The organism is Leminorella grimontii ATCC 33999 = DSM 5078 (assembly GCF_000439085.1).
Lineage (GTDB): Bacteria > Pseudomonadota > Gammaproteobacteria > Enterobacterales > Enterobacteriaceae > Leminorella > Leminorella grimontii.
The window spans coordinates 92,960-113,080 of sequence record NZ_KE392226.1; the positions used below are offsets into that span (position 1 = coordinate 92,960).

The 20,121-nt window shown below is 55.4% G+C and carries 12 protein-coding genes; 8 read left to right on the top strand and 4 right to left on the bottom strand.

The features are described from left to right. The first annotated feature begins 265 nt into the window (after positions 1–265). The 3 genes from G544_RS0118370 (at position 266) to G544_RS21045 (ending at position 10,761) form a co-directional block, all read left to right on the top strand. The gene (locus G544_RS0118370) at positions 266–5,632 is read left to right on the top strand and encodes an autotransporter outer membrane beta-barrel domain-containing protein (protein WP_027275933.1); all 5,367 of its coding nucleotides are present in this window, start codon (positions 266–268) and stop codon (positions 5,630–5,632) included. Positions 5,633–6,256: 624 nt separating this feature from the next. Continuing rightward, a complete protein-coding gene (locus G544_RS0118375) occupies positions 6,257–10,402 on the top strand; it encodes an autotransporter outer membrane beta-barrel domain-containing protein (protein ID WP_027275934.1) in 4,146 nt (1,381 codons plus the stop codon). Between the two features lie 125 nt (positions 10,403–10,527). After that, positions 10,528–10,761, top strand: coding sequence for an IS1/IS1595 family N-terminal zinc-binding domain-containing protein (locus G544_RS21045; RefSeq protein ID WP_051155834.1), 234 nt, complete (start codon positions 10,528–10,530; stop codon positions 10,759–10,761). 94 nt (positions 10,762–10,855) lie between these two features. On the opposite strand, the gene G544_RS0118385 is transcribed toward G544_RS21045, so the two are convergent. Beyond that, positions 10,856–11,458, bottom strand: a complete 603-nt coding sequence (locus G544_RS0118385; RefSeq protein ID WP_027275935.1) for a peroxiredoxin C — start codon at positions 11,456–11,458, stop codon at positions 10,856–10,858. 271 nt (positions 11,459–11,729) lie between these two features. After that, complete coding sequence (locus G544_RS0118390) at positions 11,730–12,311, bottom strand: acyl carrier protein phosphodiesterase (RefSeq protein ID WP_027275936.1); 582 nt, start codon at positions 12,309–12,311, stop codon at positions 11,730–11,732. A gap of 165 nt (positions 12,312–12,476) precedes the next feature. Between G544_RS0118390 and queA the strand changes: the two genes are divergently transcribed. The 5 genes from queA (at position 12,477) to secF (ending at position 18,180) form a co-directional block, all read left to right on the top strand. Continuing rightward, positions 12,477–13,541 (top strand): tRNA preQ1(34) S-adenosylmethionine ribosyltransferase-isomerase QueA, encoded by a 1,065-nt coding sequence (gene queA / locus G544_RS0118395; protein ID WP_027275937.1) that lies wholly within the window; start codon positions 12,477–12,479, stop codon positions 13,539–13,541. 248 nt (positions 13,542–13,789) lie between these two features. Continuing rightward, positions 13,790–14,923, top strand: coding sequence for a tRNA guanosine(34) transglycosylase Tgt (gene tgt, locus G544_RS0118400; protein ID WP_027275938.1), 1,134 nt, complete (start codon positions 13,790–13,792; stop codon positions 14,921–14,923). 19 nt (positions 14,924–14,942) lie between these two features. Beyond that, positions 14,943–15,275 carry a preprotein translocase subunit YajC gene (gene yajC, locus G544_RS0118405; RefSeq protein ID WP_027275939.1) on the top strand — a complete coding sequence of 111 codons (333 nt, stop codon included), beginning with the start codon at positions 14,943–14,945 and terminating at the stop codon, positions 15,273–15,275. 75 nt (positions 15,276–15,350) lie between these two features. Continuing rightward, the gene (secD, locus tag G544_RS0118410; RefSeq protein ID WP_027275940.1) at positions 15,351–17,201 is read left to right on the top strand and encodes a protein translocase subunit SecD; all 1,851 of its coding nucleotides are present in this window, start codon (positions 15,351–15,353) and stop codon (positions 17,199–17,201) included. 10 nt (positions 17,202–17,211) lie between these two features. Then, positions 17,212–18,180, top strand: coding sequence for a protein translocase subunit SecF (gene secF, locus G544_RS0118415; protein WP_027275941.1), 969 nt, complete (start codon positions 17,212–17,214; stop codon positions 18,178–18,180). 78 nt (positions 18,181–18,258) lie between these two features. Here secF and G544_RS0118420 read toward each other — a convergent pair whose 3' ends face one another. Together G544_RS0118420 and bioD are read right to left on the bottom strand one after the other, a co-directional pair. After that, positions 18,259–19,308: a mechanosensitive ion channel family protein gene (locus G544_RS0118420; RefSeq protein ID WP_027275942.1), complete on the bottom strand. Its 1,050-nt coding sequence runs from the start codon at positions 19,306–19,308 to the stop codon at positions 18,259–18,261. Positions 19,309–19,372: 64 nt separating this feature from the next. Continuing rightward, positions 19,373–20,077, bottom strand: coding sequence for a dethiobiotin synthase (gene bioD, locus G544_RS0118425; protein ID WP_027275943.1), 705 nt, complete (start codon positions 20,075–20,077; stop codon positions 19,373–19,375). Positions 20,078–20,121: the final 44 nt, after the last annotated feature.

Below are 20,121 nucleotides of genomic sequence, written 5' to 3' on the forward strand. Positions count from 1 at the left end.
ATGTTATTGTTTTCTCTATTTAATGAATAGAGGGGGAGCTTAGGGATGAGGCACTGGAAATAGTATTATAATAGACTTAAGGTCTATGTTTGGACTTTCAATCCTATTCTTTCAGAACGTGAAAATAGCCCATAAAAAGCCAGATAAGAATGACGGCATATTTCTGCTCATTGAGTTTTTATCACTCACCTAAACGCTCTCAAAAACTTAAGCGTAATCGCATTCAACGCGATTTTTGTTTTACCTAATGAAAGATGCTTGTCATATGAATAAAAGCTATAACATTGTTTGGAACGCGGCGCGGAATATGTATGTCGTTGCGTCCGAACTGGCGCGCGGAGATAACAGAATACAAGGTCAGGTGCGCGCCGTTGGCATAGTCCTTGGGCTGGCAATGGTGGGAACGGGCATAACCTCGATGAACGTATTAGCCGACGAGGTTGGGCCGCAGAGTGGCGCCAGCGTGGCGCTGCAGGATGGTGATACGATAACGTTGACGATGGGCGGAACAGGCGTCGATAGTTCGGTAACCGGCGGTGACGGCGTACAGATCGACGGTAAAGTCGTTATTGACGTTTCCGGCCGCGCCGAGTCTCGCGGAATAACGCTGGACAACGGCGTTGATAACGGTCTGGGGAGCGGGACGGAAATTAGCGTTACGACCGAAGGCATCAATTCAAGAGCAACTGGCCTTTTTATTGGTAGTGACAATGTTGAAACCTCAACCAGCGTAAAAGCCGATGGGCTTAAGCTGAATGTCGCTGGAGAGGAAGTCCTCTATGGTATCCAAAGCTTAGGTAAGGGCAGTTCGATAGATTTGGGGAAAAATAGCGCTATTAACGTGGAGAGTAGCGTAGGTGCTCGATATTACGGTGCTTATGGCGTTTATTTAGACAGCGATACTAAGAGCTTTAAGATGGATAACGGCGCTATTCGCGTTGTTGTAGAAGAAAATTATAGCTACGGTATTTATAGTAAGGGCGGTGCCTCAGTTGATTTAGGTAAAAATACCCAAATCGAGATTAAAAATCAGGGAGACGGGATAGCCATAGGAGAGAACGGAACTTTACAGGCCAGTGGCTTGACGATAAATACCGATATTAAGAGAGGGACTTCAGCCGGTATTCGGTTATATGACAGTAGCAGTGCTGATTTGGGTGAGGGAAGCGCAATTTCCATTACCGGAGCCGCTTCTTATGGCGTAGCCGTCGATTTAAACGGTAAGAATTCTTCTTTTAAGGCGAACGGCCTCAACGTTGACATATCGACTACTTCTGCGGGTACCCCATCTGCTCATGGTATTTATCTCCATGGTAACGGAGCAAGCGCAGACTTAGGCAGCGGCTCAACGATTACCATACGGGGCGCCAATCAAGGATATGGGATTATCCTTTTTCGAGGCGCCGGTTCTTTTAAAGCCGATCGCCTTACCTTGGATGTGAGTAATAACGATAGTACCCACTTATATGGCATCAATGTTCAAGGCGATAGCAATATTGTCGATCTGGGTTCGGGCAGCCGCATCAGCGCAGACGGGCGTGCAGAAACGATTTTTATGTACGGCGGCAAGCTGACGGCGCAAGAGCTTACCGTCAAGACGGCGCAGGCAACGGCGCTTTACGTCTCCGGCGGAAGGGTGTCAATTGGCGCAGGCAGCGTGATTGACGGGCGAGATGCCGTTTCAGGAAAATCGACCAACGGCATTCTGGCCGGATACTCTCCGTCAATTGGCGGCAGCAGCATGGGCTCAATTGTTGATTTTCACGGCAGTGAGCAAAACCGTAACGCTATCTATGCGGTGAAAGGCTATGGCGCATCAGCATACAGCGCAGGGTATACGCTCAAGATTTCTAATACCGACATTGTCGCGACGGGGCAAGGCAGCTGCGGGCTACTGGCAACGGGGCCTAGTACCGCTTCATCGACGTCTGGAATTATTAATGCCAAAAATATGAACATTGAAGTGAATGGCGGCGCCTACGGCCTTTCCGCACAGTGGGGCGGACTTGTTAACTTCAACGGCAATACGACAATTAACGCCAAGGATTCGGCGTATGCTATCTACAGTATGGGGGGCACGATTAAAGGTAGCGGCGTGATGAACATCCGCGGCGACGTGTTTGCCAGCGGCGCATATGAGACCGAACTTGTCATGGACGAGGGCTCGAATTTTAACGGTGGCGCTTTTACCAGCGACAGCATCCTGAATCTGACGCTAAAAGAAAAGGCCCAGTGGACGATTGATTACGCGGGCAGCTTGCAGAGCTCCGCAGTAAGTAAGCTTGACAACGCGGGTACGGTCATTTTTACCTCCGATAGCAGCGGCCGCAGTACGCTAAAGGCGACCGAACTCATGTTAAGAGATACCAGCGAAGTTCACGTCGGCGTTGACGCCGCCGTCAGCGGCCCGCTGATTACCGGCAACGGCGTGACGCTGGACGGCTCTCTTGTTATCACCGACGTCGGCAACGTCACTGCCAATATCGATCTGGCCAGTATGCAGCAGGTAACGCTGATTGATGCCGATACTTCTATCGTTGGCAATTTTGACAGACTGTCTGCGGCAGTGAGTATGCCGGACTACATCGCCGTTAAGGGATGGATAGACGCCGACGACGATACCAAATACCTGTTGAGCACGGGCCTAAGCTGGTATGTGGGCGATGCGCCGAGCGTTCTGTCAACCACCCCGGCTCACGGCACGTTTACGCTGGCTGATGCCGACGACGGTTTCACGGTGACGAGCGCACTGGTTGACGTCGCGCCGGAGGCTGCCACCGATTGGGGCGGTAAAACGCTGACTAAACGCGGAGAGGGCACGCTTACCTTAACGGGCAACAACACCTACAGCGGCGGCACGGTTATCAATGGCGGTACGCTGATAGCGAATAACACCTATTCTTTGGGCTCTGGCGATATAGAAAACAACGCTACGCTGAAGCTGGGCGAAGGCACGCTGAGTGCCCATTTAAGCGGCACTGGCCTGTTAGTGAAAATCGGCTCAAGCTCCCTGACGCTAGCCGATGCGGCCAACTCCTACAGCGGCGGCACTACTATTACTGCCGGCCGGGTGATTGCCAATAATGCGGGTGCGCTGGGTATTGGCGATATTGACAATGAGGGAACGCTGCAATTAAGCGAAGGTACGTTAGCCGGCGCGCTGAACGGCAGCGGGAACCTGGTAAAGAGCGGCGGGGGAGAGCTGACGCTCAGCGACAGCAGCGGCTACAGCGGCGGCACGACGATTAGCGGCGGTACGCTGACGGCCAATAGCGCCAGCGGGCTGGGCGTGGGCAACGTAGAAAATAACGGTACGCTGAAGCTCAATGAAGGCGAGTTGAGCAGCACGCTAAGCGGAACCGGCGAACTGGTGAAGGTTGGTGGCGGCGAACTGACGCTTTCCGGCAATAACGCCTACGGCGGCGGTACGACGATTAACGGCGGTACGCTAACGGCCGCCAACGTTAACGCGCTGGGAGCGGGAGACATCGACAACGGCGGGCGACTGGTGCTAAACGTGAACGATACGTTTACGCTGGCGAACGTAACCACGCGCAGCGGCGGCGCCACCGCGTTGTCTGCGGGCAGCTCGCTGGATGCGGCTTCGCTGACGCAAGAGAGCGGCAGCCGACTGGACATCGCGCTGGATGCCTACTCCGGCAGCCTGATTATCGTCGCTGATAGCGTTCAACTGGCGGGCGGCCTGAACATCACCGGGTTTGGCAATATCGAAGACGAGCTTAACCATGAGTTTCGCACTTTTACCGTTATTGACGCCGATAGCGCCATAGGAGGCGACTTCGATAGCCTGACCGTGGCCGGGATAAGCGCGCTGCAGGTGGATTTTATGGCCGTCAGCGGGCGGATAAGCGCCACCGATAATACGCAGTATGAACTCAGCACCGGACTGAGCTGGTATGCCGGAGGCTACACGTCAATGTCTCCGGCGCACGGCACGTTCACCCTGAAGGAGGGTGAACAAAGCTTTGCGCTAAACGCTGCGCTGATCGACGTTGCGCCAGAAGCCGCCTCCGGCTGGGACGGCAAGTCACTGACCAAAAAGGGCGCCGGCACACTAATCCTTACGGCAAACAACACCTATAGCGGCGCGACGGACGTTCAGGGCGGCACGTTGTGGCTGGCCGACACCGGCGCTATTGGCGCAAGCGGCAGCCGGCAGGCGGTAAACGTGGCGCAGGCGGGAACACTCGGCGGCAGCGGTGTGGTGAACGGCAGCGTCAACAACCGGGGATTGTTGAGCTTTGATTCGCTGCTTACCGTTAATGGCCGCGTCACCAACTCCGGCAATATCGCCAGCGGTAACGGTACGCCGGGGGGCCGGCTGCTGGTGAACGGCGACTACGTCGGCAGCGGTGGTACGCTCACCCTTAACGCACAGCTGGAGGACGACTCTTCGCTCACTGACAGGCTGGTAGTGAACGGCAATACGTCAGGCACGACGACGCTGATGGTCAATAACGTCGGCGGTCAGGGGGCCGATACCACAAACGGCATCGAGGTGGTGAGCGTCAGCGGCAGCTCTAATGGGGTATTTACTCAGGGCAATCGCCTGCAAATCGGACTACACGAATATCGTCTGTATGAAGACGACGGCAATTGGTATCTGCGCACGCAGTCTTCCGATCCCGTTGACCCGGTTGACCCGTCAGATTCAGGCAATGCTGTCACCCCTCAATACCGTTCGGACATCGGCGCCTTCGTCGGTAACCAGGCGATGATGAAGAGCCTGCAAATGCAGACGCTGTTCGATCGCGAAGGCAGCCAGCTTCAGTCGAAGGACGGCGCGATGTGGATGCGCTTCAAGGCGGGTATGGCGGACTCCACGGCGGCGAACGGCAACGTGGATATCGACAACCACTATTCGCAAATCCAGCTGGGCGGCGACCTTGCCGCATGGCGTCTGGGCGAGCAGACCCTGAAGGTGGGCGTGATGGGCAGCTACGTCAAGGCGGCTACCGACAGCACCGGCAACCGCGGCGCGGACGGCAGCCGGTTCTCGGCCACTGGCGATGCGCACGGCTATAACCTGGGCGTCTACGCCACCTGGTTTGCCAACGCGCAGACCCATCAGGGTCTGTATGTCGACAGCTGGTATCAGTACGGCATGTACGACAACACGATAAGCAACGACGGGCTGGGTTCGGCCAATTATGACTCGACGGCCAATGCGGTGTCGCTGGAAACCGGCTATCGCCACGACGTTGTTATCCGCGAAGGCAGAACGCTGAGCCTTATCCCACAGGCGCAGGTGGTGTGGCAAAACTACCGTGCCGATGCGGTGAACGTCGACGGCACGCGGGTCGACGGCCAGAATGGCGATAGCTGGACCAGCCGCTTAGGCCTGCGCGTAGCGGGCAAGATGGACAAGGACCAGAACGTCATTCAGCCGTTCCTGGAAGCCAACTGGCTGCACAGCACCGACGACGTATCCGTTTCGTTTGACGGCGCCAGCGTGAAGCAGGACCTGCCGGCGGACAGGGCGGAGCTTAAGGCGGGCATCCAGGCTAACTTTGGCTCACAGTGGAGCGTAGCGGCGCAGGCCGCAGGCCAGAAGGGCAGCCACGGCTACGGCGACGCGAGCTTTGGGGTGAACGTGCGCTATAGCTGGTAATAGGCAAAATCTGAAAAGGGCAATAGGGGGAGTCAGTCCCCCTATTGCTTTAATTAAGCCATCTTCTCTTACCTACCTGTCAGTATTTACTCCGTAATCCCAACCGTTGGTTTTATTTCATTTTTTTGTCCGTAGCTTTTACCTTATTTTAATTATCCATTTTTGGATCTATTAATATATTTTTTTTGGAAAAAGTAAAAGTTCGATCTCAGCAACGCATCATGTAGCATTGCATTTAACCACTGTTTTCTTATTTCTACCGGGGTAAAAACTATTCCTGTGAAAGGAGGGAATGAGCGGTGTTAATGTAAATTAATCTTATTAAACAACTGATTAATTTTGTCAGCGAATGCTTGAATGTAAAGGGGGGAAGAGGATTAAGGATGAGGTGAAATACGCTGAGGTTGATATATAAATAAGCCTATATCTTTATTAATCAGGATTGAGTCGAGAGCTAATACATTAATTTGTATCGATGCTCGACGTCTATTTAAAGATGCCGATTAAGGATATGGTCGCGTTTTCTTCACTGAACTTTTATTTCTTTTCTATGCATTCTCTATTTCGCCGATGCGGCCGTCGTTGCGGTGCGCTTTGTTTCATTAAGGATGAGAAATACGGAATATGAACAAAAACTACAGTATTGTTTGGAACGCTGCGAGAAATATGTACGTTGTGGCTTCCGAATTGGCGTGTGGAGACAGTCGGGTACAGAACCGGGTTCGTACGGTAGGCGCGGCGATAGGTCTGATTTTATCCGGGCTGGGCTGTGCCAACGCAAATGAAGTCGGTCCCCAAAGCGGCGCCAGCATTGCGCTGCAAAACGGCGATACCGTCACGGCTACGACGGGCGGTACGGGGATCAACAGCTCGACGACCGGCGGCAGCGGCTTGCAAATTGATGGCAAAGCCGTCATTAGCATCTCTGGCGATGTGGGATCCATCGGCGTGAAGCTGGATAACTCGGACGCTAACAGTCTGGGTGATAAAACGGAAATTCACATCACGGATACCGGAACGACAACCAACTCTTCAAGCATCGGCCTTGATATTGAAAAAAATAACGCCGGCACTCGCGTGAATGCCGACGGCCTCGTGGTTGACGTAAGCGCTAAGCAAAGCGCCTACGGTATTTACAGCGGCGGCAGCAGCGACGTTATCTCTCTGGGCGAGGGGAGCTCCATTACCGCAAAATCCAGCAACAATATCGCTCGCGGCGTTTACCTCAACGACAATAAGGGCAGCTTTAGCATCGACGACGGATTTATCCGTGCGGAATCAGCTACCGCACAGGCGACGGGGCTTAGCGCGGAATATTCAAAATATGTCGATATTAGCCTAGGGGAAAATACTCGAATTGAAGCCGAAAGCGGGACGGGCTCGAGTACGGGGGTTGCCGTTGGTACAAACGGTAAGCTTACCGGTAACGGTATCGAGGTCAGCGTTAAGGGCGCCGGCACGACCTATGGCGTAACGGTAGACGCGAGCAGCGCGGTCGATTTTGGCGAGGGAAGCTCGATTGATATACAGGGCAATACCAATTCCTCCTCCGGCGTTTATCTCAGCGGAAAAAGCGCATCTTTTGTCGCCAATGGCATCAACATCACCATGAATACGACGCGCACCGGCACTACCAGCATAACTGGAAAGGGCGTGGACGTTTATGGTGACGGCGCAAGCGTAGACTTGGGCAGCGGTAGCACAATCTCTATGCACGGCTATTACAACGGCGGCGGAGTAACTTTAGCCAACAGAACCACGCCGGTTTCTTTTAAAGCTAATCAACTGACGGTAGACGTAGACGGCGACTGGGTTTATGGGGTCAAGGTCGACGGCGGAAACGTCGATCTCGGCTCCGGCAGCAGCATTAGCGCGACCGGAGTGGCGGAAAGCATTTGGGTGACCAGCGGCTCGCTGAAAGCGGACGCGCTCACCGTTAAAACCTCGCAGGCGACGGGCGTTCTGGCTCAGGGCGGGACAATCACTATCGGCGCGGGCAGCCTGATTGACGGCAGAAACGTCGGCGCGTCCGGAAAGACGAACGGCATCTGCGCGGGCTATAAAGGATACGGCAGCGGAACGGTCGTGGTTAACTTTAACGGCACCGAGCAGAATCGAAATACCATCTATGCGGTAAACGGTTACGGCGCTTCGTCGCAGTTTAACGGACAAACGCTCAATATCTCCAATACGGACATCATAATGAGCGGTTCCAAGCGCTCATACGGCCTGTGGGCTATCGGCAACTACAGCTTTACGCAGGCGGGGATCATCAACGCTAAAAACGTCATGCTGGATATGACAAGCCTTGGCGCGAATGGCTATGGCGTTGTGGTTCAACAGGGCGGCATCGTTAATCTGTCCGGCGATACAACGATAAAAACCGATGGCGGCGTGGCCGTTTGGAACCCACTTGTCAGCAGTTCCAGCGACCCAAGCCTTGTCTATCAGGGCGGTACCATCACCGGCACCGGAAAGATGGACATTACCGGCGACATCATCAACAGCGGGTGGGGAACGATTGACCTTACTATGGACGCCGACTCGCGCTTTGAGGGAAAAACCTCCGTTAATGCGCAGCTTGCGGATAACTCCACGCTAAATCTGGCGATGGCTGAGGGAAGCCAGTGGGCGATGACCAACGTTTCAAGCCTGAGCAGGCTCGACAACGCCGGTAAGGTGATTTTCGCCTACGACAGTGACGCCGGAGCCTACAGCACGCTGAAGGCCGGTAAGCTTACGCTTGCGAGCAGCAGCGAACTGGATGTCGATCTTGGCGCCGCGTCCCTGGGTAGCGATGCCGGTACGCCGCTGATCGCCGGCAATGACATCGCTCTGGACGGCGTGCTCCACCTTAGCAACGTCAGCGATGCGTTCGGCCTCAGCGCCCTGACGTCAGACGCTGATTTGCCCCAGATGCAGGTAACGCTGATTGACGCGGACAGCGCCATTACGGGTAATTTTTCCAGCCTGTCGACGGATCCGATGACGGTACCGGACTATTTAGCTTTCAGCGGCAGGATCAGCGAGGCCGACGATACGCAATATCTGCTGGGCGGCGGCCTGAGCTGGTACGTGGAGCCTTCTTCGACGATGGCCGTCACGCCTGCCCACGGCAACTTCACGCTGGGTGAAGGGAAATCCTTTGAGGTCACTACCGCGCTGGTGGACGTCGCTCCGGAAGCGGCAACCGGTTGGGACGGCAAATCGCTGACTAAAAAAGGTGACGGCAAGCTTATCCTCTCTGCCGACAACGCCTACAGCGGAACGACCGACGTGCAGGGCGGCACGCTGTGGCTGACCGAAACCGGCGTTATTGGCGCAACCGGCAGCCAGCAGGCGGTGAACGTGGCTCCTGCAGGGACGCTCGGCGGCAGCGGCGTGGTAAACGGCAACGTGGATAACCGGGGCCTGATAAGCTTTGATACGCTGCTTACCGTCAACGGTAACGTCGCCAATGCGGGCAATATTGCCAGCAGCAATACTGCGCCGGGTGGAAAGCTGCTCATTAACGGTGACTATGCCGGCAGCGGCGGCACTCTGACGCTCAATACTCAACTGGGGGACGACGGTTCTCTGACCGATAGGCTGGTGGTAAACGGCAATACGTCGGGCACGACGACGCTGATGGTCAATAACGTCGGCGGTCAGGGAGCGGATACCAATAACGGCATTGAGGTGGTTAGCGTCGCCGGGCGTTCTGACGGCGATTTCACCCAAGGCAACCGGCTACAAATCGGGCTATACGAGTACCGTCTGTATAAAGACGGCGGCAACTGGTATCTGCGTACGCTGTCCGACGATCCTACCCCCGATCCCGACGTCAATCCGCAGTATCGCCCTGATATCGGTGCATTTATCGGCAACCAAGCGATGATGAAAAACCTGCAAATGCAGACGCTGTACGACCGTGAAGGCAGCCAGCTTCGCTCGGAGGACGGCGCGGTCTGGATGCGCTTCAAGGCCGGCCAGGCGGACTCGACGGTCGCCAATGGCGAAGTGGATATCGACAACCACTACTCGCAGGTCCAGTTGGGGAGCGACATTGCGGCGTGGGGTAACGGTGCGCAGAGCCTGAACGTGGGCGTGATGGGCAGCTACGTGAAGGCGGATACCGACAGCGACGGCAACCGCGGCGCGGACGGCAGCCGGTTCTCGGCCTCCGGCGATGCGCACGGTTACAACCTGGGCGTCTACGCGACCTGGTTTGCCGATGCGCAAACTCACCGCGGCCTGTATGTAGACAGCTGGTATCAGTACGGCATCTATGACAACGCGGTAGATAACCACGATCTGGGCTCAGTAAGCTATGACTCGACGGCTAACGCCGTGTCGCTGGAAACCGGCTATCGTCATGACGTTGTTATCAGCGAAGGCAGAACGCTAAGCCTTATTCCTCAGGCGCAGATCGTATGGCAGAACTATCGTGCCGACGCGGTGGACTTCAACGACGTGCGGGTCGACGGCCAGAACGGCGATAGCTGGACCAGCCGCTTAGGCCTGAGAGTAGCAGGCAAGCTGAATAAGGATCAAAACGTGGTCCAGCCGTTCCTGGAAGCCAACTGGCTGCACGGCACCGACGACGTGTCGGTCTCGTTTGACGGCGCCAGCGTGAAGCAGGACCTGCCGGCGGACAGAGCGGAACTGAAGGCGGGGGTTCAGACCAGCCTGGGCGAACGTTGGAGCGTGGCGGCGCAGGCCGTGGGCCAGAAGGGCAGTCACGGTTACGGCGACGCAAGCTTTAGCCTCAACGCGCGCTACAGCTGGTAATCGCATAAAGCCAGGGAGCCGATAGCGCTTTGTCTATCGGCTTCCTCCTTTATCGCCTTATCTATTATTGAGTAACTTATCCAGTTCGTTGGACATGAACTTCTATAGAAAATGGAGACTATACGATGTTTACGGGAAAACCCCTCTGCCGCTTTTGCCTACAGGCAAATAAGGTCAGAAAACACGGGACGGCGCGTTCGGGGCATCAGCGCTATCTATGTACCGAGTGTCGAAGGACGTTTCAGCTGAAGTACATTTATCAGGCGTACAAGCATTATGAGGAAAAGGAGGTCGTTATGACCAGTACGGGCGGTATGTCCGGGGGACTGCAAGACGTAACGGTAGGGTATCCCGGTTAAGCTAATTTTTACGCCTAAACTATTATTTAGCGCAAAAGAAAAAGGACCACACCGAAGTGCGGTCCTTTCCAATTTGTTAACGCAGTGCTTAAAATTACAGCGCAGCAGCGTTCTGAGACAGGTACTTGGCCACGCCTTCCGGAGAGTCCTTCATACCTTCTTTGCCTTTTTCCCACTGTGCAGGGCAAACTTGACCGTGCTCTTCGTGGAACTGCAGAGCGTCAACCATGCGCAGCATTTCGTCGATGTTGCGGCCCAGCGGCAGGTCGTTAACGACCTGGTGGCGAACAACGCCGTTTTTGTCAATCAGGAATGAGCCGCGCAGCGCAACGCCTGCGTCCGGATGTTCGATGCCGTAAGCTTTTTGAATTTCGCGCTTAACGTCGGCAACCATAGCGTACTTCACTTCGCCGATGCCGCCCTTGTCAACCGGGGTCTTACGCCATGCGTTGTGAACGAACTCAGAGTCGAAAGAAACGCCGACAACTTCAACGCCGCGCTTTTTGAATTCTTCATAGCGGTGATCGAACGCGATAAGTTCAGACGGGCAAACGAAAGTGAAGTCCATTGGCCAGAAGAACAGAACGGCAGGCTTACCGTTCAGATGATTCTTGAGGTTGAAGTTGTTAACGATTTCTCCGTTACCAAGAACAGCCGCAGCGGTAAAATCAGGGGCTTGGCGAGTAACCAGAACCATAATAACTCTCCTGTCAAATAAGTTAATGATAATGAATGAAACGTGACGGCAAGTATAGGCAGTTGAGCGTCAGTCTTAAAGGACATCTGGCCGATTATTGAGATAGTTTCCACCTATTAGGCCGCGTCGCTATAGCGAATAAATGGCGAGGCACAGCCTGAATGCCGCGATGCGATTACAGCTGTTAAACATACCCATAACATGTAGGGCTGTAAAGGCGTTATACGCTAATTTACTAACCCCAACAATGCGCGCGATTGCAAGGTAATGCCTATAGCTGACGTTTCTCCGCCATCGCCATCATTTCCGGATAGAAGCTTAAAAAGCCGGCTTCCAGCCTGTCGTAGTTTTGTTCAATGTCGCTCATACAGCGCGACAGCGCCTCAAGCTTCGGGCGGCGAACCGCCATGCCGTTGAGCGCATCGGCAACAAACGGCAGCTCGGCGTAGCGCTCAAGCCAGCGGTCTTGCCAGATGTACTGATTCAGCCGCTGAAAGCCGGGCGGCGTCAGGGCAACGAGAGGATCGATGCTGGCTTTGGCCCGCTTGATGAACGTCGGCAGCGGCGTTCTGCCGTCGACGTCTTCCCAGCGGCGCGACAAAAAGTGATCCCACAGCACGTCCAGCGCAATGGCGGAAACGCGGTAGTTGGAGCGGCTAAACAGCGATCGCGCTTCTTTAACCGCCTCCAGGCCATCGGTGAGCCTATCGATGCGGCGGTGCAGCATGATGCCGCTGGCAATCTCCGGAGAGTAGTCCGCGTCGGGCCTTCCGCGAACGAAGTCGGCCATCAGATTGCCGAGCAGAGAGCTTTCGGCAAGCGACGCTAAATGAAGGTGTGCGAGAAAATTCATGGCGCAAGTATAGCCTAATGTGAGTCTGCCGTCTTGGGGGCGCCGCGCGGCTCGCCCGTTCTTGCCGAAAGCGCGGACTTTTCTCGCCTTATTTCTTGCAGCCCGCTAAGGCAGGCTCTAGACTAAGCCGCCTGTTCGTCTCTAAACGTAAATTCATAAACTGCTATGCGCGTATCCGATTTTTCATTTGAACTTCCCGAGTCGTTAATCGCCCGCTATCCTCAGGAACAGCGCAGCGCCTGCCGCCTGCTTGGCCTTAACGGCGAAAGCGGCGAGCTGTCCGACGGCGTGTTTACCGACGTGCTGGACAAGCTTGAGGCCGGCGATCTGCTGGTGTTTAACAATACCCGCGTTATTCCTGCCCGCCTGTTTGGCCGTAAGGCCAGCGGTGGCAAAATCGAGATGCTGGTAGAGCGCGTATTGGACGACCACCGCGTGCTGGCGCACGTCCGGGCGTCTAAGGCGCCTAAGCCCGGCGCACAGCTGCTGCTGGGAGACGATGAGTCGATTCCGGCGACGATGGTCGCGCGCCATGACGCGCTGTTCGAGGTGCGTTTTGACGACGGTCGCGACGTGCTGGCGATCCTTAACGCCGCAGGCCACATGCCGCTGCCGCCTTACATTGACCGACCGGACGAAGAGGCCGATCGGGAGCTTTATCAGACCGTCTACAGCGAAAAGCCCGGCGCGGTCGCCGCGCCGACGGCGGGGCTGCATTTCGACGAGCCGCTGCTGGAGGCGCTGCGCCAAAAGGGCGTAGAAATGGCCTTCGTCACGCTGCACGTCGGCGCAGGCACCTTTCAGCCGGTCAGGGTTGATGACGTCAAAGAGCACGTGATGCACTCGGAGTATGCCGAAGTGCCGCAGGACGTGGTTGACGCCGTGCTGGCCTGCAAAGCGCGCGGCAATCGGGTTATCGCGGTGGGCACCACCTCGGTGCGATCTTTGGAAAGCGCCGCTCAGGCGTCGGGAGAAGGGGTGCTTCAGCCTTTCTTTAACGACACCGCCATCTTTATCTATCCGGGCTATCGTTTTCGGGTGATTGACGCGCTTATCACCAACTTTCACCTGCCAGAATCAACGCTGATTATGCTGGTGTCGGCGTTCGCCGGCTACGCCAACACCATGAAGGCCTATCGGCAGGCGGTAGAAAAGCAGTACCGCTTCTTTAGCTACGGGGATGCGATGTTTATTACGCGCAATCCGCAGGCTATTAATGAAATTCCTTAATTATCGGTATCGATAATCACTTCTTGACGGTTTAGACGCTGCGCCCTTATCTAAAAGGGCGTTAGCATTTCCACTGTAAGGCTATGCGTTTTTTCTTACGCAGTAATAATGAGATGACTCGCCCGTAAGGCATAAAGCGTGTAAAATCTCGCGCTTTAAGCGTGTCAGAATCTATGTCACGGAAGCGGACGATAAGCGTCATGCTTTTTATTCTTACCAGACTGTTTCTCTGGTATCGGAGGTTTTAAGTGAAGTTTGAGTTACAAAAGAAAGACGGGCGCGCGCGCCGCGGGCGTCTGGTTTTCGACCGGGGCGTGGTCGAAACGCCGGCCTTTATGCCGGTAGGCACCTACGGTACGGTCAAGGGCATGACGCCGGAGGAAGTGAAGGCGACCGGCGCGCAGATTATTCTGGGCAACACCTTCCACCTGTGGCTGCGCCCTGGGCAGGAAATCATGCGCCAGCACGGCGATCTGCACGGATTTATGAACTGGGATGGCCCGATCCTGACCGACTCCGGCGGCTTTCAGGTCTTTAGCTTGGGGGATATCCGCAAAATCACCGAAGAGGGCGTTCACTTTCGTAACCCGATCAACGGCGACGCGATTTTCCTAAGCCCGGAAAAGTCGATGGAAATCCAGTACGATCTGGGTTCCGACATCGTGATGATCTTCGACGAATGTACGCCTTACCCGGCGGACTGGGACTACGCCAAGCGTTCGATGGAGATGTCTTTGCGCTGGGCCAAGCGCAGCCGTGAGCGCTTCAACTCGCTTGACAATAAAAACGCGCTATTCGGCATTATTCAAGGCAGCGTCTACGAAGACCTGCGCGACGTTTCCGTCAAGGGGCTGGTGGACATCGGCTTTGACGGCTACGCGGTCGGCGGATTGGCGGTCGGCGAGCCGAAAGAGGACATGCACCGGATTTTAGAGCACGTTTGCCCTCAGATCCCGGAAGACAAGCCTCGCTACCTGATGGGCGTCGGCAAGCCGGAAGACTTGGTGGAAGGCGTACGCCGCGGTATCGATATGTTCGACTGCGTGATGCCGACGCGCAATGCGCGCAACGGGCATTTGTTTGTTACCGGCGGAGTGGTTAAAATCCGCAATGCTAAATATAAAGATGATACTTCCGCACTCGACGAGCACTGCGACTGCTACACTTGTCGTCACTACAGTCGGGCCTATTTGCATCATCTTGACCGCTGTAACGAAATTCTCGGCGCTCGCTTAAACACCATCCATAACCTGAGATACTATCAGCGCTTGATGGCGGGTTTACGTGAGGCCATTGAACAGGGTACATTAGAGCACTTTGTTGCTGACTTTTATGGCAGGAGGGAGAAACCCGTCCCGCCTTTAACACATTCATCCCAATAACAAACGAGGAATCTCATCAATGAGTCTTTTTATTTCTGACGCCGTCGCTTCTGCCGGTGCGCCAGCCCAAAGCAGCCCTTACTCTCTGATTATCATGCTGGTGGTGTTTGGTCTGATTTTCTACTTTATGATCCTGCGTCCGCAGCAAAAGCGCGCCAAAGATCATAGAAACCTGATGAGCTCTATTTCTAAAGGCGATGAAGTTCTGACCAACGGCGGCCTGGTTGGTCGCGTAACCAAAGTCTCTGACACTGGCTACATCGTTATTGCGCTCAACGACACCACCGAAGTGACCATCAAGCGTGACTTCGTTGCCGCCGTCCTGCCTAAGGGCACGATGAAAGCGCTCTAATATTATGAAAGCGCTTCTCTATATCCTGTATAGACGAAGCGCTGTGTTTTTTGTCTTTCCCGAAGGGAAACTATCGTGTTAAACCGCTATCCTTTATGGAAGTATCTGATGCTGGTGTTCGTTATCTGCGTCGGTCTGCTGTATGCGCTTCCTAATCTCTACGGTGAGGATCCGGCGATTCAGATCTCCGGCGCCCGCGGCGGCCAGGCCACGCAGGCTACGCTGGGCCAGGCTGAAGACGCCCTGGCCAAAGAAAAGATCGCCTTTAAATCGTCCGCTATGGAGTCAAACGGCACGCTTTTGCTGCGTTTTGACAACACTGACGTTCAGCTGCGCGCCAGAGAAGTGCTGATGGAGGCGCTGGGCGACAAGTTCGTCGTTGCGCTCAACCTCGCACCCTCAACGCCATCCTGGCTGACCGCCATCGGCGCCGAACCCATGAAGCTCGGCCTCGACCTGCGCGGCGGCGTTCACTTCCTGATGGAAGTGGATATGGAAACGGCGATGGGCAAGCTGCAGGAGCAAACGCTGGACGGCATTGAAAGCGAGCTTCAGTCGCAAAAGATCCCGTTTACGGATCTGGCAAAGGGTGAGAACGGCAGCGTAGTTGCCCGTTTCCCCGATTCCGACAGCCGCTCCAAGGCGATTGACTATCTGACGCCGCGCCATCGCGATTTGGTTTTCACCGCGGGAGCCAACAACAGCTTCTCGGCGGTCATGACCGACGAGCGCCTGAGGGAAGCGCGCGAAGACGCCATTCAGCAAAACACCACCATTTTGCGTAACCGCGTCAACCAGCTAGGGGTAGCGGAGCCGGTCGTTCAGCGTCAGGGCGCAGAGCGCATTGTCGTTGAGCTGCCGGGCATTCAGGACACGGCCCGCGCCAAGGAAATTCTCGGCGCTACCGCGACGCTCGAATTCCGCCTGGTGAATTCCAGCATCGACGCGGCCTCCGTACTGCGCGGCCGCGATCGCAGCAAGTCAGAAGTGAAGTACCGTCAGGACGGCTCTCCGGTCGTGCTGTACAAGAAAGTGGTGTTGACCGGTGACCATATCACCTACGCTCAGTCCGGTATGGACCAGAACGGGCGTCCGAAGGTTGACATCACGCTGGACAGCGCCGGCGGCGACATTATGTCCAACTTCACTAAGGACAACATTTATAAGCCTATGGCGACGCTGTTTGTCGAATATAAAGACAGCGGCAAGAAGGACGCTAACGGTAAAACCATCATGGAAAAGCATGAAGAGGTGATTAACGTTGCGACCATTCAGGACCGCCTGGGCAACAAGTTCCAGATCACCGGCATTTCAACGCCTCAGGAAGCGCGGACGCTGTCAGAACTGCTGCGCGCCGGCGCGCTGATTGCGCCTATCCAAATCGTTGAAGAGCGCACCATCGGTCCTTCCATGGGGCAGCAGAACATCGAACAGGGGCTGGAAGCGTGCTTCTGGGGCCTGATGGTTTCCGTTATCTTCATGCTGCTTGTTTATCGCTTCTTCGGCGTGATGGCGAGTCTGGCGCTGCTGGTGAACGTTATCCTTATCGTCGGCACTATGTCGCTGTTGCCGGGGGCAACGCTGAGCATGCCGGGGATTGCGGGTATCGTGCTGACGGTGGGCATGGCGGTGGACGCCAACGTGCTTATCAACGAGCGGATAAAAGAAGAGCTTAAAAACGGGCGCAGCGTTCAGCAGGCGATTCATGAAGGCTACAAGGGCGCATTTAGCAGTATCCTTGACGCCAACCTGACGACGCTGATTACCGCGGCTATTCTGTACGCCGTGGGTACCGGTTCTATCAAGGGCTTTGCCATTACGCTGTCTATCGGCGTACTGACTTCCATGTTTACGGCGATCGTTGGCACCCGCGCCATCGTGAACCTGATATACGGCGGCAAACGCGTCGCTAAGCTGTCTATTTAAGGAGTCTGTTGTGGCAGAGGAATATAAAGTAGAGCAGCTTAACCACGGACGCAGGGTGTATGACTTCCTGCGCGTGGGGAACGCCGCTTTTGTTGTTTCAATGATTTTGGTTGTCGCTTCGTTTGTCATTATGGGCATGAAGGGCTTCAACTGGGGGCTGGACTTTACCGGCGGTACGGTGGTTGAAGTTAAGCTGACCCATCCGATAGATCTGGAAAAGGTCCGTAACGAGCTGAACGCCCAAGGGTTTAAAGACCCGATCGTTCAGAACTTCGGCAGCAGTCGCGACGTCATGATCCGCATGGCGCCGATTGCAGGAATGAACAGCGAAGCGCTGAGCAATAAGATCCTCGATGCGGTGCACAAAAATGCGGACGAAGGCGCGACCATCAAGCGCATTGAGTTCGTAGGCCCGAGCGTCGGCGCGGAGCTTGCTCAGTCAGGGCTGATGGCCATCATCGTCTGTTTGCTGTGTATCCTGGTGTACGTCGGGGTGCGCTTCGAATGGCGTCTGGCGACCGGCGCGGTGTTTGCGCTGGCGCACGACGTGGTGATCACGCTAGGCATCATTTCGTTCTTCCAGCGCGAAGTGGATCTGACCATCGTGGCGTCCATGCTGTCGATCATCGGCTACTCGCTCAACGATACCATCGTTGTATTTGACCGGATGCGCGAAAACTTCCGCAAAATCCGTCGCGGTACGCCGTACGAAATCATGAACGTCTCGCTGACGCAGACCCTGAGCCGTACGCTGATGACTTCGGGTACTACGCTCTTGGCGGTGCTGTGCCTGCTGTTCTTCGGCGGCGAAATGCTTAAGGGCTTCTCGGAGTCTCTGGCTATCGGCATCCTGCTGGGCACCGCGTCTTCTATCTGGGTTGCTGCCTTTATGGCGCTGAAGCTTGGCGTAAAGCGTGAACACATGCTGCCGACCAAGGTAGAAAAAGAGGGGGCGGATCAGCCTTCTCTGCTGCCGTAACCCAAACGGATTTTCTCTGGTTTAAAACGCCCTTGGCCCTGCGGTCGAGGGCGTTTTCTTTTTGTATGCGGTCGGACGTTATTTTACCGGCGCTTCCCGTTGGGGCGGCGGGAGCCCGCCGCTCTCCTGCACGTACAGCGTCTGGCTGGGAAACGCAAAGTCTGCCCCGTGGCGATGAACGATTTCAATAATCTTCAAAAATACGCTCTGTTGAATCTCCAGCCATTCGGCCCACGCGGTCGTGCGGGTGAAGCAGTAAACCATGATGTTAAGGGAAGAATCGCCAAAGCCGTTGAAATAGACCAGCAGCGCCCTGTTCTTATCGATATCTTCGCTGGATTTCAGCATGGCGCGAACTTCGTCGCTGATGACCGCAATCTTGTCGGCATCTTCGTAGCGCAGGCCGATTACGGTATTGATCCGGCGGTTCGTCATGCGCCCCGGATTTTCTACGCTGATAGCGGCGAAGATAGAGTTGGGGATGTAAAGCGGTCGCTGATCGAAGGTCATGATTTTAGTCGTGCGCCAACCGATTTCCGCCACCGTACCCTCAATGTTGCGATCCGGCGAACGGATCCAGTCGCCGATGTTAAACGGGCGATCGAAGTACAGCATAATGCCGGAAAAGAAGTTGCTCAGGATATCCTTACCGGCCATACCGATGGCGATGCCGCCTATGCCGCCGAAGGTCAGCAGGCCGGAAAGGCTCATGCCGAAGTGCTCGCCGTAGAGCAGTATGATGACCACAATCAGCGTAATTTTCAGCACGCGGGAAATCATGCGGGCGCTGGTAACGTCGCTGCCTTTGTCGATCTGATTTTTTTCCAGACGGTTGATCGTTAAAAACAGCTTATGCAGCAAGATGGCGGCGATGAGCGATACGCTCGCCAGGTTAACCGCCGATGGCGTGATAAAGGTGAGATGGAAACGGGAAATCGCATCGTCGACGTAGCTGCCCAGAATGATAATGATCGTCGACCAGAGCAAGAACTGAATGGCGTGGACAAGAAAACCGCGTTTGAATTTTCGGTGGCTGCGTCCATAAATCCTCATTCCAAGCAGGAACAGGAAGCAGGCGAGCAGCACCACCAGGCTTAATACGTTATCAGTTAAAAATTCGCGATTCATGATGGGCAATCCCCTGACGTTTGGCTGCCCTCTTGTAACCGATCTCGCTTTGCGGTGCAACGCTTTACCGGTTATTTGATAAAACGCCTGGTGGATAGAGTAAGTCCAATCGAATAAAGCGCGCCAAGTTAGCCTGATACGGTTCGGCCAGATAGGGAATATCGCCGACCATCGGCGCATTGAGGCGCTGCTTCAGCGTTTCCAGATAGGCCGCTTCCTGATGCGGATTGGGCGCGGTTCGGTTGGCAATCCAGCCGGCGAGCGGTAATCCTGCGCCAAGCACGGCCTGCTGGGTGAGCAGCGCGTGGTTGATACAGCCAAGCCTCATGTTGACGACCAGAATCACGCCAAGCCCTTCTTGAATGACCCAGTCTGACAGGCACTCCCGCGAGTTAAGCGGTGTGAACCAGCCTCCCGCGCCTTCGACGACGACGGCATCGTAACGCGATGCCAGCCGCGATAGCCCTGACGAGAGCTGACCAAGCTCGATTTCCCTTTCCTCCAGCTCGGCGGCGAGGTGCGGCGACGTTGCCTCTTTGAAAAGCAGCGGGTTGACCTCCTCATAGCGCAGGCGAGGGCTGGCGTTTTGCCAAAGCCTGACGCCGTCGTCGTTTCTTAACCCGCCGTCAGTGGGATAGGCGCCCGAAGCAACCGGCTTGTAGCCGACGGCGCGATATCCTTCTTTCACGCACGCCTGAAGCAGGGCGCAGGCGGCGACCGTTTTTCCCGCATCGGTGTCCGTGGCGGTGATAAACCAGCGTAGCGACATGCTCTTTCCTCAGCGCGCGGCGTTGTAGTAAAGCTCGGTATCGG